The organism is Variovorax sp. PBL-H6, assembly GCF_901827155.1.
In the GTDB taxonomy this organism is placed as follows: Bacteria; Pseudomonadota; Gammaproteobacteria; order Burkholderiales; family Burkholderiaceae_C; genus Variovorax.
On sequence record NZ_LR594659.1, the window covers coordinates 2,533,913 to 2,548,737 of the forward strand.

General features: G+C 65.7%; 15 protein-coding genes and 1 tRNA gene. 12 read left to right on the forward strand and 4 right to left on the reverse strand.

Annotated features, from left to right (window positions below; all coding sequences use genetic code 11):
* A complete protein-coding gene (locus G3W89_RS12025) occupies positions 1–1,245 on the reverse strand; it encodes a CmpA/NrtA family ABC transporter substrate-binding protein (protein WP_162574299.1) in 1,245 nt (414 codons plus the stop codon).
* A 327-nt stretch (positions 1,246–1,572) separates the two neighbouring features.
* Positions 1,573–2,862, reverse strand: coding sequence for a nitrate regulatory protein (locus tag G3W89_RS12030; protein WP_162574300.1), 1,290 nt, complete (start codon positions 2,860–2,862; stop codon positions 1,573–1,575).
* Between the two features lie 87 nt (positions 2,863–2,949).
* Between G3W89_RS12030 and tsaD the strand changes: the two genes are divergently transcribed.
* Entirely contained in the window at positions 2,950–4,002 is a 1,053-nt protein-coding gene (tsaD, locus tag G3W89_RS12035; protein ID WP_162574301.1) for a tRNA (adenosine(37)-N6)-threonylcarbamoyltransferase complex transferase subunit TsaD, read from the forward strand.
* On the opposite strand, the gene G3W89_RS12040 is transcribed toward tsaD, so the two are convergent.
* Both G3W89_RS12040 and G3W89_RS12045 read right to left on the reverse strand, forming a co-directional pair.
* A complete protein-coding gene (locus G3W89_RS12040; protein ID WP_162574302.1) occupies positions 3,947–4,693 on the reverse strand; it encodes an alpha/beta hydrolase in 747 nt (248 codons plus the stop codon). The genes tsaD and G3W89_RS12040 overlap by 56 nt on opposite strands.
* A gap of 207 nt (positions 4,694–4,900) precedes the next feature.
* Complete coding sequence (locus G3W89_RS12045) at positions 4,901–5,260, reverse strand: Hsp20/alpha crystallin family protein (protein WP_162574303.1); 360 nt, start codon at positions 5,258–5,260, stop codon at positions 4,901–4,903.
* 119 nt (positions 5,261–5,379) lie between these two features.
* Between G3W89_RS12045 and G3W89_RS12050 the strand changes: the two genes are divergently transcribed.
* From G3W89_RS12050 to G3W89_RS12100, 11 genes are all read left to right on the forward strand, one after another.
* Positions 5,380–6,663, forward strand: coding sequence for a branched-chain amino acid ABC transporter substrate-binding protein (locus G3W89_RS12050; RefSeq protein WP_162574304.1), 1,284 nt, complete (start codon positions 5,380–5,382; stop codon positions 6,661–6,663).
* A gap of 14 nt (positions 6,664–6,677) precedes the next feature.
* On the forward strand, positions 6,678–7,850 hold the full coding sequence (locus G3W89_RS12055) for a pyridoxal phosphate-dependent aminotransferase (protein ID WP_269475002.1): 1,173 nt from the start codon (positions 6,678–6,680) through the stop codon (positions 7,848–7,850).
* Between the two features lie 110 nt (positions 7,851–7,960).
* Complete coding sequence (gene rpsO, locus G3W89_RS12060) at positions 7,961–8,227, forward strand: 30S ribosomal protein S15 (RefSeq protein ID WP_007837783.1); 267 nt, start codon at positions 7,961–7,963, stop codon at positions 8,225–8,227.
* A gap of 220 nt (positions 8,228–8,447) precedes the next feature.
* Positions 8,448–10,730 carry a polyribonucleotide nucleotidyltransferase gene (gene pnp / locus G3W89_RS12065; RefSeq protein WP_162574306.1) on the forward strand — a complete coding sequence of 761 codons (2,283 nt, stop codon included), beginning with the start codon at positions 8,448–8,450 and terminating at the stop codon, positions 10,728–10,730.
* Positions 10,731–10,809: 79 nt separating this feature from the next.
* Complete coding sequence (locus G3W89_RS12070; protein WP_162574307.1) at positions 10,810–11,808, forward strand: NAD(P)H-quinone oxidoreductase; 999 nt, start codon at positions 10,810–10,812, stop codon at positions 11,806–11,808.
* Between the two features lie 14 nt (positions 11,809–11,822).
* Positions 11,823–12,575: a triose-phosphate isomerase gene (tpiA, locus tag G3W89_RS12075; RefSeq protein WP_162577443.1), complete on the forward strand. Its 753-nt coding sequence runs from the start codon at positions 11,823–11,825 to the stop codon at positions 12,573–12,575.
* Positions 12,576–12,614: 39 nt separating this feature from the next.
* Positions 12,615–13,037, forward strand: coding sequence for a preprotein translocase subunit SecG (gene secG, locus G3W89_RS12080; protein ID WP_162574308.1), 423 nt, complete (start codon positions 12,615–12,617; stop codon positions 13,035–13,037).
* 158 nt (positions 13,038–13,195) lie between these two features.
* Positions 13,196–13,280 (forward strand) — tRNA-Leu (locus tag G3W89_RS12085).
* 56 nt (positions 13,281–13,336) lie between these two features.
* A complete protein-coding gene (locus G3W89_RS12090; RefSeq protein ID WP_068678761.1) occupies positions 13,337–13,696 on the forward strand; it encodes an NADH-quinone oxidoreductase subunit A in 360 nt (119 codons plus the stop codon).
* Between the two features lie 12 nt (positions 13,697–13,708).
* The gene (locus G3W89_RS12095) at positions 13,709–14,188 is read left to right on the forward strand and encodes a NuoB/complex I 20 kDa subunit family protein (protein ID WP_021008163.1); all 480 of its coding nucleotides are present in this window, start codon (positions 13,709–13,711) and stop codon (positions 14,186–14,188) included.
* 22 nt (positions 14,189–14,210) lie between these two features.
* On the forward strand, positions 14,211–14,819 hold the full coding sequence (locus G3W89_RS12100; protein ID WP_162574309.1) for an NADH-quinone oxidoreductase subunit C: 609 nt from the start codon (positions 14,211–14,213) through the stop codon (positions 14,817–14,819).
* Positions 14,820–14,825 lie beyond the last annotated feature (6 nt).

The window sequence follows — 14,825 nt, forward strand, 5'->3', positions numbered from 1 at the left end:
TCAGGCATGGACTTTGAACGAATCGGCGTAGTTCTTCGGGTCCTTGCCGTCCCAGACCACGCCGTCCAGCAGCTTGCTGCTGCGCATCGGGTCCTTGGGCACGCTGACCTTCATCGCGGCGGCGACATCCTTGTACATGTCGATCTGGTTGATTTGCCGGGCGACCGCAAGGTAGTCGGGGTGCTCCTTCAGGAGGCCCCAGCGCTTGTGCTGCGTGAGGAACCACATGCCGTCGGACAGGTACGGGAAGTTCACGGCGCCGTCGTCGAAGAACTTCATGTGGTTGGGATCGTCCCAGGTCTTGCCAAGCCCGTTCTCGTAGCGGCCGAGGATGCGCTGGTTGATGGCGTCGGCGCTGGTGTTGATGTAGGACTTCTCGGCCACCACGTCGGCCATCCGGGTCTTGTTCTGGAGGTTGGCATCGATCCACTTGCCTGCCTCCATCACCGCCATCATCACGGCGCGGCAGGTGTTGGGGTTGGCCTTGACGAACTCGCCACGCGTGCCCAGCACCTTCTCGGGGTGGTCCCTCCAGATGTCCTGGGTGGTGATCGCGGTCACGCCGATCTTGTCGATGATCGCGCGCTGTCCCCACGGCTCGCCCACACAGAACCCGTCCATGTTGCCTACCCGCATGTTGGCGACCATCTGCGGCGGCGGCACCACGATGACCTTCGCATCCTTGACCGGGCTGATGCCCGCCGAGGCCAACCAGTAGTTGAGCCACATGGTGTGCGTGCTCGTCGGGAAGGTGCCGGCGAAGGTGTATTCGCGTTTGTCCTTGGCCATCAGCCTGGCGAGCGATGCGGCATCGACCGCGCCCTTGTCGGCGAGTGCCTTGGACAGCGTGATCGACTGGCCGTTGCGGTTCAGTCCCATCAGCACGGCCATGTCCTTCTTCGGTCCGCCGACACCGACGTGAACGCCATACACGAGGCCGTAGAGCACATGGGCCATGTCGAGCTCGCCATTGACCAGCTTGTCGCGTACGCCGGCCCAGCTCGCTTCCTTGCTGGGCACGATCTTCACGCCGTACTTCCTGTCCATGCCCAGCACCGAGGCCATTACCACGCTGGCGCAATCGGTCAGGGGGATGAAGCCGATCTTGACCTCCTCCTTTTCCGGCTTGTCGGAACCTGCGGCCCAGACGGCGGCGCGCAGGGCGGGGTCGAGCCCGGTGACGCCAAGGGCGGCGGTCTGCAGCACGCGGCGGCGGCTCAGTTTCGGTTCCAGCAGTTCGTTCATGGGCGCACTCCGAAGATCAAAGACGGGAAAGGCAAAAGCAAAAGGCGTCCGCGCCACGCACGGGCCGCTCGAAAACGAGCCCTTGCGAGGTGGGGACGCCCTTGTCCGGTTCGGTCGGCCGCACCCGCCGTTGGATGCCGCCTGCCTGAGGCCTTGAAGGCCTACGCCAGTTCTCTACGCAAAGTGCATGCCATGCCTGCCACGACCCCATGTTGCTATTGATTTCATAGCTTCAGAAGCTGATGTAGAGAGGCGTAGGGCTGAACTTGTCTGCTGTCGCGTGCCGGGCACGCGTGTTGTGCCGCGCACCTTTTCAGGCCGCGGTGCTCAGCGCACGGGATCGCCCTGCAGGTACTCGGCCATCGAGAGCACCGATTCGGCCACCTCGACCAGCCGCCGCCCCTGGCTCATCGCGGTTCGCCGCAGCATCTTGTGGGCCTCTTCCTCGGTGAGCCGGCGGTGCGCCATCAGGAGGCCCTTGGCGCGCTCCACCAGCTTGCGTTCATTGAGGGCAGCGCGCACGGTCGCGAGCTCGTCGCCCATGGCCTGCAGGCGATGGGATTGCTCCTGCACCATCTCGAGCACCGAGCGTTCCAGGTGGCGGCCGATGGGAGCGGTCGCGGCCAAGGTGCGCGGCGGGATGCTGCGCACGTCGCTGGGCGGCATATCGTCGAGGAAGGCTGCGGCGGCCGCGCCGGGCTCGACCGTCAGTTGGGCGAAGAGCGCCTCGCGGGCCTGCAACTCGGCCCGGGCGCGCGCGGTCTTCTGCTCGCAAAGAAGGCGCAGGTCGGTGGCCAGGCGCTCGTCGATGGCCTGCATGGCGTCCATGCGAAGGGAGCAGCAGTCGAACCAGACCTGGCTCAAGTCCGCATCCAGGCTCACGCCCGCGGGCGCCGCGCATGCGACACGCCGCAGTCGCTCCTGCTCGGCCAATTGCGGGGCGGACTGGCTGGCGCGCCAGAGTTCGCCCAGCGCCTCGCCCGAGAACTCCACGAAGACCTGGAAGCAGCGCTCCTGCGACTCGATGAGGTGAAGCCATTGCTGCTGGCGCGCGCCGTCATTGCAGCCGGAGGCGAAGGCCGCCGCCCCGCAGGCGCGTTCCTGCCCGGCGAACTCCTTGCCCTGCATGAAGTGGAACATCGCCACCAGCAGGCGCGAGATCTCGGGGTCGGTGGCGCCATCCGCGGCCTCGAAGACCACTGCCAGCAGACCGGCAACCAGCTTGACGAAAGCGGCCGTGGCGTCGGCCGCCGAGAGTTCCATCGCGCCGATGCGGCGGCGCAGTTCAGGCAGCGCGTCCATGCCGGGCAGAACCCAGGCGATGCGGCTGAACAGGCGCGCGCCGTTGCCGATGCGAACCGCCTCGATATCGAGCTGGTCGAAGGCGCCGCGCACCGCCTGCTCGGCGTTAAGGCAGGCGGCGATCTGCATCTCGCGTTGTGCCGCGAAGCGCCGGCCGTTAGAGGCCAGCAGCACGTTCGAGATGCCGCGCTCGCGCTGCAGCGTATGGACCAAGCGGCCGATCGTTGCGACAAGTGCGCTGGTGCGCGCGAGTTGATCGAGCTCGTCGATCTCGCATCGCAGCGCGGCAATCAGGAAACTCAGGCCGGACTTCATCGTGGTGGGGGGGCGGGCACGTGGCCCTTCCGAGGGACATGCAGCAACAATCGTGCCCCGACCGCGCCGGGCCCCTAAACTCGCCGCATGCTAGTACTGGGAATCGAATCGTCCTGCGACGAGACCGGCGTGGCGCTGGTCGAGTCCGGCGTCAGCGGACTGCCGCGCCTGGTTGCCCACGCGCTGCACAGCCAGATCGCGATGCACCAGGCCTACGGCGGCGTGGTGCCGGAACTGGCGAGCCGCGACCATATCCGTCGTGTGCTCCCACTGGCGCAGCAGGTGCTCTCGGAGGCCGGGCGCGGGTTGCCCGATATCGACGTCGTCGCCTATACGCGCGGGCCCGGCCTCGCAGGCGCGCTCCTGGTCGGCGCGGGCGTGGCATGTGCCCTGGCTGCCGCCCTGGGCAAGCCTGTATTGGGCGTGCATCACCTCGAGGGCCATCTCCTTTCGCCCTTCCTGAGTACCGACCCGCCCGAATTTCCTTTTGTCGCGCTGCTGGTGTCCGGCGGCCACACGCAGTTGATGCAGGTGGACGGCGTGGGGCGCTACCAGCTGCTCGGCGAGACCATCGACGACGCGGCCGGCGAGGCCTTCGACAAGAGTGCCAAGCTGATGGGGCTGCCCTATCCCGGCGGGCCCTGGCTCGCCAAGCTGGCGGAGCAGGGCGATCCCGCCGCTTTCAAGCTGCCACGGCCGCTGATGCACAGCGGCGATCTCGACTTTTCCTTTGCCGGGCTGAAGACGGCAGTGTTGACGCAGGTGCGCAAGCTAGGGGACGCGCTGGAACCACGCAAGGCCGACCTTGCGGCTTCGACCCAGGCGGCCATCGTCGAGGTGCTGCTGAAGAAATCGCTCCGCGCGCTCGAGCAGAGCGGAATGCAGCGCCTGGTGGTCGCGGGCGGCGTGGGTGCCAATCGCGAACTGCGCGCGCAACTTGACGCCGCCTGCGCCAAGCGGGGCGTGCGGGTGCACTACCCGGAGCTGCATCTTTGCACCGACAACGGCGCCATGATCGCAATGGCCGCCGCGATGCGCCTTCAGGCTGGCCTGCAGGCCGCGACGGATCGCTACGCCTTCGATGTCAGGCCGCGATGGCCACTGGCCTCGCTGGGTGAGCCGGAGCCGCAGTTCGGCTAGGCGCAGGCCGCCGGGCGCTGTGCGACGGCAGCGGCAGCACGTCGAGCATCTTGCGCCAGAGCTGCGACCATTGCGGCCAGTCGTGGCCGCCCTCCGTGGTGAACACGCGGCCCGCCGGCAGGGCGTCGGCCAGGAGGCGGTGGTTGGCGGCGAAGCGGTCGGCCAGCCCGAAGCCGAGGTACAGCGGTGGCAATTCCTTGGCCGGCTGCGCAGCGGCGTATTGCTGCAACCAGGGCCAGAGCTTGCGATCGACTTCCTCGTCTGGCGGCGGCCCCTCGGGCGCCTTCCAGGCACGCAGGCCGCCTGCCTTGTGGATCTCGGCGCCGAGCGGCCGCCGGCCCAGGTAGGGCGCGAGTGTCACGATGCCGTCGACGGCACCGGGCTTGGCCAATTCGTGGATCAGGGCGCCGAAGCCGCCGATCGAGATGCCGATCAGCCAGAGCGACTTGTACCCCAAGGCACGCTGCGGCTGGAGGATGTCATGGTGCAGGCGCTCGATGAAGGTCTGGTCGTAGTAGTAGGAGACATCGGCATCGACCAGCAGGGCGTCGGCCGCCAGGTCGCGTTCCCGGACCGCACTGATGAAGCCTTCGCGTTCGAATTCCTCGGGCTTCAGGAAAGCCCCGGGCAGGAACACCAGCAGGGTGTCGGAGCGCGCATCGTTGCTGGCAAGTTTCAGGTGCGTTTTCATGGGTGCTTCATCAAGGCTTGTGATTTTTCTTTGCCGCGTTCGCAGCCGAGCTCAGGCGCGAGTCAGGAACTAAAGCATTGAAAGACGTCGCAAATGTGACGTTCTTGGCACATATTTTGTAGCCAGGAATAAAAAAGGCCGGCAACAAAGAGTTACCGGCCTACGTACATTGTCGTGTTTCAGCCTTGCCGAAACACCTTCTGGCGCTTAGTGGATCGCGAGCTGGGTCACATTGCTGACGGGGACCTGCTTGCCGAGCTTCAGAGTCAGGACGCCGTTCTCGAGCTTGGCCTCGCTGGCGGCGGCGTCGATGTCCTGCGGCAGCTCGTAGGCGGCCTTGAACTTGCGGTTGGCCTCTGCCTTGCTCTCGATGCGGACGACCGCGCCTTCGATGCCGATCGTGAGGTCCTCGCGGGCGAAGCCGGGGACGTCGAGGGTCACGGTCCAGCTCTTGTCGTCCTGCTCGACATTGAGCGAGCGGCGTGTGGCGACGAAGGTGTCGGAGACGAAGCGGTCGTACGCATGCGGCACGAAGCGGGGGGTGCGAAGAACGGGGGCGAAAAACATGATGGGGTACTCCTGGATGAACACAATGGGGACGGGGAATGTGTGTCCCTTACACTGCGCGGCCTTTCAACAGAGTGCCGCTTGCCACCTCACTTAGGCGCGGCGAGGCGCCTTTCAAGATGAGTTCTTCCAGCTTTATTTGCCGCCGCGCGGCCTTGAAATTTGCGGCTGCGGCGCTATGCGCTGCCACGGCGTCGGCGACGTACGCGCAGCCTGCCGGGCCGATCCGGCTGGCGCTGATCGAAAGCTTGAGCGGGCCATTCGCCAATACCGGGGAGGCGGTGTTCCGCAACCTGCTCTGGGCCGTGGAGCGCGTGAACACGCGCGGCGGCATCAAGCTGCCGGGCGGCGCGCGCTTTCTGCAGCTGGACCGCTACGACAGCAAGGGCCAGAACGAGGAGGCACTGTCGGCGTTGCGCGCAGCCATCGACGACGGCGCGCGCATCGTGCTGCAGGGCAACTCGTCCGCGACGGCGGCGGCATTGCTGGATGCGATCGAGAAGAACAACGAGCGCGATGCCTCCCGCCGCGTGCTCTTCCTCAACTACTCGGCGGTCGACCCGGTGCTCACCAACGAGCGCTGCAGCTTCTGGCACTTTCGCTTCGATGCCCACGCCGACATGCGCGTCACCGCGCTGATGGACGTGATGAAGAACGATGCCGCGCTCAAGCGCGTGTACCTGATCGGGCAGGACTACAGCTTCGGCCAGTCGGTTCTGCGGGAATCGAAGCGCCAGCTGGCCCAGCTTCGGCCGGACGTGCAGATCGTGGGCGAGGAACTGCATCCGATGGGCCGCGTGAAGGACTTCGCGCCCTATGCGAGCAAGATCCTCGCGAGTGGGGCGCAGGCCGTGGTCACGGGCAACTGGGGCAACGACCTCACGCTGCTGGTGAAGGCGGCACGCGAGGCGGGCTTCAATGGCAGCTTCTACACCTTCTATGGCAACGCGCTCGGCGCGCCCGCGGCCATCGGCGACGCCGGCATCGGGCGGGTGGTCGCGGTCGCCGACTGGCTGCCCAACGTGCAGACGCGCGAATCCGAGAGCTTCTACCGTGCGTTCCGCGAGCGATTCCCCAGACCGGCTGACGACTACGTGCACATGCGGATGCAACTGCTCGTCGAGGCGCTGGCACAGGCCCTCGAGCGCGCGGGCAGTGTCGATACGGTAGCGGTCGCGCGCGCGCTCGAGAAGGCCGAGGTCAGCCTGGCCGGGCAGAGCGGCCGCATGCGTGCCGCCGACCACCAGTTCCAGCAGGCCCTGGTGGTGGGCGTGATGGACCGGCAGGGCAGTCCCGGGGTGAAGTTCGACGTCGAGGGATCCGGCTACGGCTTCCGCGTGGTGCGCACCATTCCTGCCGAACGCGCCGAAATGCCCACCAGCTGCAAGATGCAGCGCCCCTGAACAGCAAGGAAAGAATCAAGATGCGGGAAGCCATCCACAACCTCGAAGCCTCCAAGATCCGCGAGGTCGCCAACGCCGGCATGGGGCGTGCCGACGTGCTGGCGTTCTGGTTCGGCGAAGGCGACGAGGTGACGCCTGAACCGATCCGCCGTGCGGCCATCGAGTCGCTGCAACAAGGCGAAACCTTCTATGCCCACAACCTCGGCCTGCCCGAGCTGCGCGAGGCAGTCGCGCGGTACATGAGCGCGCTGCATCCCACAATCGATGCGGGGCGCATTGCCATCACGTCGGGCGGCGTGAGCGCCTTGATGCTGGCGGTGCAGGCCCTGGTCGATGCCGGCGACGAGGTCGTGGCGGTCACGCCTGTGTGGCCCAACCTGACCGCGCAGCCCGCGATACTCGGTGCGCGCCTGCGCAGCGTGCCGCTGGTGCCGAGGAATGGGCAGTGGACGCTGGAGCTCGACGCGCTCCGCGCGGCTGTGACTCCCGCGACCAAGCTGTTGGTTCTCAATGCCCCCAATAACCCGACCGGCTGGACCCTCACGCGTGACGAGCAGCAGGCGATCCTGGACCATTGCAGGAAGACAGGCACCTGGATCCTGGCAGACGAGGTCTATGAGCGCCTCTACTACGAGCCGACGTCGAATGGATGCGCGCCCAGCTTCCTCGACGTGGCTGCGCCGGACGACCGGCTGGTGGTGGTCCACAGCTTCTCCAAGAGCTTCCTGATGACCGGCTGGCGGCTGGGCTGGCTGGTGCTGCCGCCGGCGATGGTGGAGGGCATGGGCAAGCTGATCGAGTTCAACACCTCGTGCACCAGCGTGTTCACCCAGCGCGCGGGCGTCGCGGCGCTCGTGCACAGCGCGGAGATCACGCCGCGCGTGGTCGCGCACCTGAAGACCTGCCGCGATACGCTGGTGCCGCTGCTGGCCAGCCTTCCCGGCGTGCAGGTCGCGCCGGCGCGCGGCGGCATGTACGCCTTCTTCCGTCTCGAGGGCTTCGACGATTCGCTGATGCTGGCCAAGCGGCTGGTGGCCGAGGCGGGGCTCGGCCTCGCGCCCGGCAACGCCTTCGCGCCGCAGGCGCAGGGCTGGCTGCGCTGGTGCTTCGCTTCGCAGGACCCGCAGCGCCTGGTGCGCGGCGTGGAGCGACTGCGGGACTGGCTTGCGGAGCAACCCCGCGCTTGATCGGCGCGGCCGATATATAATCCCAAGGCTTTGCATGCCGCAAGGCGCACGGCGCGTGCAGTTCCACCGCTCGCCGCAAGTCAAACATCCCGGAACAGGAAACTCATCAAATGATCGCAGCCTCCATCAAGGCCGAAGTTGTCAAGGACAACGCCCGCGCCGCCAACGACACCGGCAGCCCCGAAGTGCAAGTCGCACTGCTGACCGCCCGCATCAACGAACTCACCCCGCACTTCAAGACGCACGCCAAGGACCACCACGGTCGCCGCGGCCTGCTTCGCATGGTGAGCCGCCGCCGCAAGCTGCTGGACTATCTGAAGTCCAAGGACGCCGACCGTTACACCGCGCTGATCGCCAAGCTGGGTCTGCGCAAGTAAGCTGATTCGCATGAAGGAACGCCTGGGTTAGTCCGCTAGCTCAGGCGTTTTTTACTTCGCGAATCGAATCAGGAGTGCCGTACAGAGCGAAGCTGTGTCATTCCAATGGAGCTTTTCCCCGAGCTTCCCTGGAATGGCATCGTGTTCTGAAAAGCGCCCCATCCCTGCGGAACCTGCGATTGCAGCAGGCCGAACCGCCCACAAGAAACAGGAGCTAGACATGAGCCTCTTCAACAAAGTCACCAAGACCTTCCAGTGGGGCGACAAGACCGTCGTCATGGAAACCGGCGAAATCGCCCGCCAGGCCGGCGGCGCCGTGGTCGTCGACATCGACGGCACGGTCATCCTGGCGACCGTAGTCGCCTCCAAGTCGGCCAAGCCCGGACAGGACTTCTTCCCGCTGACCGTCGACTACATCGAGAAGACCTACGCCGCCGGCAAGATCCCCGGCAGTTTCTTCAAGCGGGAAGCCAAGCCCAGCGAACTGGAAACCCTGACCTCGCGCCTCATCGACCGCCCGATTCGTCCGCTGTTCCCCGAGGGATTCCTGAACGAGGTGCATGTGGTGATCCACACCCTGTCGCTCAACCCGGAGGTCGATGCCGACATCGCTGCGATGCTCGGCGTGAGCGCCGCGCTCTCCATCTCCGGCATTCCCTTCAACGGTCCGATCGGTGCTGCGCGCGTGGGTTACGTCAACGGCCAGTACGTGCTGAACCCGGGGCAGACCGCCCGCAAGGAATCGCAGATGGACCTGGTCGTCGCCGGCACCGAAGCAGCCGTGCTGATGGTCGAGTCCGAAGCGCTGCAGCTGAGCGAGGAAATCATGCTTGGGGGCGTCGTGTTCGGCCACGAGCAGGCTGGCGTTGCAATCAACGCGATCCACGAACTCGTGCGTGAAGCCGGCAAGCCCGTCTGGGACTGGCAGCCGCCCGCCGAGGACGAAGCCTTCGTCGCCAGGATCAATGGCCTGGCCGAGGAAAAGCTGCGCGCTGCCTACCAGATCCGCAGCAAGCAAGCCCGCACGCAGGCCCTGCGCGAAGCCAACGCGAGCGTGATGGCGTCGCTGAAGGAAAGCGGCGAGGCTTTCGACGCGGGCAAGGTCAGCGACCTGCTGTTCGCCATCGAATCGAAGATCGTGCGCAGCCAGATCCTGGCAGGCGAGCCGCGCATCGACGGCCGCGACACCCGCACCGTGCGTCCCATCGAGATCCGCAACGGCGTGCTGCCGCGCACCCACGGATCGGCGCTGTTCACGCGCGGCGAAACGCAGGCGCTCGTGGTGACGACTCTGGGTACGGAACGCGACGCGCAGCGCATCGACGCGCTCGCCGGCGAATACGAAGACCGCTTCCTGTTCCACTACAACATGCCTCCCTTTGCCACTGGCGAAGTGGGCCGCATGGGCTCGACGAAGCGCCGCGAAGTCGGCCACGGCCGGCTCGCCAAGCGCGCGCTCGTGGCCTGCCTGCCGACCAAGGAAGAATTCCCCTACACCATTCGCGTGGTGTCCGAGATCACCGAGTCGAACGGCTCCTCTTCGATGGCTTCGGTCTGCGGCGGGTGTCTCTCGATGATGGACGCCGGCGTGCCGATGAAGGCGCATGTGGCCGGCATCGCGATGGGCCTGATCAAGGAAGACAACCGCTTCGCGGTGCTGACCGATATCCTGGGCGACGAGGATCACCTGGGCGACATGGACTTCAAGGTGGCCGGCACGACCAACGGCATCACCGCGTTGCAGATGGACATCAAGATCCAGGGCATTACCAAGGAAATCATGCAGGTCGCCCTGGCCCAGGCCAAGGAAGCGCGCATGCACATCCTCGGCAAGATGCAGGAAGCCATGGGCGAAGCCAAGGCCGAGGTGTCCAGCTTCGCGCCGCGCCTGTTCACGATGAAGATCAACCCCGAGAAGATCCGCGACGTGATCGGCAAGGGCGGCTCGGTGATCCGCGCGCTGACCGAGGAGACCGGCACCCAGATCAACATCGACGAGGACGGCACGATCACCATTGCCTCCACTGATCCGGCCAAGGCCGAGGAGGCCAAGAAGCGCATCGAGCAGATCACGGCGGAGGTCGAGATCGGCAAGATCTACGAAGGTCCGGTCACCAAGATCCTGGACTTCGGCGCGCTGATCAACCTGCTCCCGGGCAAGGACGGCCTGCTGCACATCAGCCAGATCGCCCACGAGCGCGTCGAGAAGGTGACCGACTACCTCAGCGAAGGCCAGATCGTGAAGGTCAAGGTGCTGGAGACGGACGACAAGGGGCGCGTCAAGCTGTCGATGAAGGCGCTGGCCGAGCGCCCTGCCGGCATGGAGTTCAGCGAGCGTCCGCCACGCGAGGAGCGCGGCGAGCGGCGCGAGCGTGGCGATCGTCCGCCTCGGGGTGAGCGCGCACCGCGTGTCGACAGCGGCGAGCCCGCAGGCGAGCAGGCGGTGGCGGTCGAGCAGGACTCGCGTCCGCAAGAGCCGACTGGCGGAGACCGCCAGGTATGACAGGAGAGGGCGGTGACATCGTTGCCGTCGTTCAACCCTGCGTCCACCCTCGAGGGCGGGCGTTACAGCCGAGAAATGCATGAAAGCCATTGAAATCACTTCCTTCGGCGCACCCGAGGTGCTGCGCATGGCCGAGCGGCCTGCGCCGGCTGCCGGTGCGGGCGAGTTGCTGATCCGGGTGGCCGCCAGTGGTGTGAATCGCCCCGACGTGCTCCAGCGCACTGGTAACTATCCGGTGCCGCCGGGCGCCTCGGACCTGCCAGGCCTCGAGTTGGCCGGCGAGATCGTCTCGGGCGATGCCGCGGCCATGAAGGAGGCCGGCTTCGCGATCGGCGATCGCGTGTGTGCGCTGGTCGCCGGCGGGGGCTACGCCGAGCTCTGCGTAGCGCCTGTCGCCCAATGCCTGCCGGTGCCCAAGGGCTGGAGCGATGCCGAGGCGGCCTCGCTGCCGGAGACCTTCTTCACGGTGTGGAGCAACGTGTTCGACCGCGGACGGCTGCAAAAGGGCGAGACCTTGCTGATCCAGGGTGGCACGAGCGGCATCGGCGTGACCGCGATCCAGCTCGGCAAGGCCTTTGGCGCCACCGTGATCGCAACTGCGGGCAGCGACGAGAAATGTGAAGCCTGCCGTAAGCTCGGCGCAGACCATGCGATCAACTACAAGACGGCAGACTTCGCCGAAGAGGCCAAGCGCTTGACTGGCGGCAAGGGTGTCGACGTCATTCTCGACATGGTGGCCGGTGCCTACGTGCCGCGCGAGATCGAATGCCTGGCCGAGGACGGCCGGCTGGTGATCATCGCGGTGCAGGGCGGCACCAAGAGCGAGTTCAACGCGGGCCTCGTGCTGCGTCGGCGGCTGACCGTCACCGGTTCGACGCTGCGGCCGCGGCCGGTTGCGTTCAAGGCCGCGATCGCCAGATCCTTGCGCGAGAAGGTTTGGCCGTTGCTCGAGAGCGGCGCCGTCAAGCCCGTGATTCACAGCGTGTTCGCAGCGCAAGGCGACCCGAGCGGTGCCGCCCAAGCTCATGTACTGATGGAATCCAACCAGCACATCGGCAAGATCGTGCTGACCTGGTGAACGACGACAAAGATATGACGCCGAAGAAGAAACTCATCGCCGGCAACTGGAAGATGAACGGCAGCCTGGCTGCCAACGAAGTGTTGGTGAAGGCACTGCTGCAGGGCGTGGGCACGCCGGGCTGCGAGGTCGCGGTGTGCGTGCCGGCACCTTACCTCGCGCAGCTCTCGGCGCTGCTGGCCGGCTCGCCGATCGCCCTGGGGGCGCAGGACCTGTCGGCCCAACAGCAAGGCGCATTCACCGGCGAGCAATCCGCCACGATGCTGAAGGACTTCGGCGCGCGTTACGCGATCGTGGGCCACTCGGAACGCCGCCAATACCACGGCGAGACGGATGAAGGGGTGGCCGCCAAGGCCGCCGCCGCGCTCGCCAACGGCATCACGCCGATCGTGTGCGTCGGCGAGACGCTCGCGGAGCGCGAGGCAGGGCACACCGAAGAAGTTGTCAAACGCCAGCTTGCGGCGGTTATCCATGTCAATGGCCATTGCATCAGCGAGATCGTGGTGGCCTACGAGCCGGTGTGGGCCATCGGCACCGGCAAGACCGCAACGCCCGAGCAGGCGCAGTCGGTGCATGCGCTGCTGCGTGCGCAACTGCACCATGCGGCAAATGAACATGCCGCGGGTATCCGCATCCTGTACGGCGGCAGCATGAATGCCGCCAATGCGGCCGAGTTGCTCGCCCAGCCCGACATCGACGGCGGACTGATCGGCGGCGCGTCGCTCAAGGCCCCGGATTTTTTGCAGATCATTGCTGCGGCGCGCTGAAAGCCGCGCTACCGAGAACGAATTTAGGAGTTAGAACGAATGAACGTGGTCCTCAACATCCTCGTGGGCGTGCAGATGCTCGCAGCGCTCGCGATGATCGGGCTGATCCTGATCCAGCACGGCAAGGGCGCCGACATGGGTGCTGCCTTCGGCAGCGGCAGCGCAGGGAGCCTGTTCGGTGCAAGCGGAAGCGCGAACTTCCTTTCGCGCACCACCGGTGTGCTGGCTGCGGTCTTCTTCGCGTGCACCCTGCTGCTGGCCTACTTCAGCCACGCGCGCCCCACCGGCGGGGGCAGCTTGCTCGAGCGGGCCGCGATCGGCACGCCTGCACCGGCACCTGCGCCGGCGGCTTCGGCTCCGGCCTCGCAGATTCCGTCGGGCACTGCGCCTGCGGCGCCGCCCGCCGGTGCACCGGCGCCGGCAGCACCGGCTTCGGGCGCTGCACAGATCCCGACCAAGTGAGCCTGCACCCTTCGGACTCCGCGAATCACGGCTGGAGGTTGCCTGCCGTTTTCAATGAACCGTCAAAAGAAAACGGCTCCGTTTCAGGGTAAACTCTAAAGCTGCCCGGAAAGCCAAAACCTCACAGGTTCCTCATGCCATCCGGACATGCAAACACCGCCGTCGTGGTGAAATTGGTAGACACGCTATCTTGAGGGGGTAGTGGCGAAAGCTGTGCGAGTTCGAGTCTCGCCGACGGCACCAAATCTCGCCGACAGGGAGCTTGATCTTCCTGTCGGCGTTAAGCGGTAAAGACCCCGATGAATCTCGATTCCTACCTCCCCGTCCTGTTGTTCATTCTGGTCGGAGTCGGTGTAGGCGTAGCGCCTCAGGTTCTCGGTTACATCCTCGGCCCCAACCGGCCGGACGCCCAAAAGAATTCGCCCTACGAATGCGGCTTCGAGGCCTTCGAAGACGCGCGCATGAAGTTCGATGTGCGCTACTACCTCGTGGCGATTCTCTTCATCCTTTTCGATCTCGAAATCGCCTTCCTCTTCCCGTGGGCGATCGCGCTCAAGCAGATCGGTCCGGTCGGCTTCTGGGCCATGATGATTTTTCTCGCCATCCTCGTCGTGGGCTTCGTCTACGAATGGAAAAAGGGTGCGCTCGATTGGGAATGACAAGGAACCACCATGGCCATTGAAGGCGTCATGAAAGAAGGCTTCGTTACCACGACCTATGACTCGGTCGTGAACTGGGCCAAGACGGGATCACTCTGGCCGATGACCTTCGGCCTCGCCTGCTGCGCGGTGGAAATGATGCATGCCGGCGCCGCCCGCTACGACATCGACCGCTTCGGCATGCTGTTTCGTCCGAGCCCGCGTCAGTCCGATCTGATGATCGTGGCCGGCACGCTTTGCAACAAGATGGCGCCTGCCCTGCGGAAGGTCTACGACCAGATGCCCGAGCCGCGTTGGGTGCTATCGATGGGCTCGTGCGCCAACGGCGGCGGCTACTACCACTACAGCTACTCGGTCGTGCGTGGGTGCGACCGCATCGTGCCGGTCGATGTCTATGTGCCGGGCTGTCCGCCCACTGCAGAGGCGCTGCTCTACGGAATCATCCAGCTCCAGCAGAAGATTCGCCGCACCAACACGATCGCGCGTGCCTGAAAGGCGAGAGACGAGAGAGACGATGACCGACTTTGCGATTTCTCCCGAGGCGCTGCACGCCCAGATCACCGAGACGCTCGGCAACAAGGCCAGGAGCGTGACCGTCGCGCTCGGCGAAGTGACGGTGGTGGTGCCTGCCGCCGGCTACCTGGAGGTCGCGCAGTTGCTGCGCGATGCGCCCGGCTGCAAGTTCGAGCAGCTGATCGACCTTTGCGGCCTGGACTATTCCGACTACCGGGAAGGCGAGTGGGAAGGTGAGCGTTTCTGCGTGGTTTCGCATCTGCTTTCCGTGAGCCTCAACCAGCGCGTGCGCCTCAAGGTCTTCGTGCCCAACGAGGACCTGCCGGTGGTCGATTCGCTGACCGGTATCTGGAGTGCCGCGACGTGGTTCGAGCGCGAAGCCTTCGACCTCTACGGAATCGTGTTCGAGGGTCACGATGACCTGCGCCGCCTCCTGACCGATTACGGCTTCATCGGCCATCCTTTCCGCAAGGACTTCCCTGTCTCGGGCCACGTCGAGATGCGCTACGACGCGGAGCAGAAGCGCGTGATCTACCAGCCGGTCTCGATCGAGCCGCGCGAGATCACTCCGCGCGTGATTCGCGAAGACAACTACGGCGGATTGCACTGAAACCGA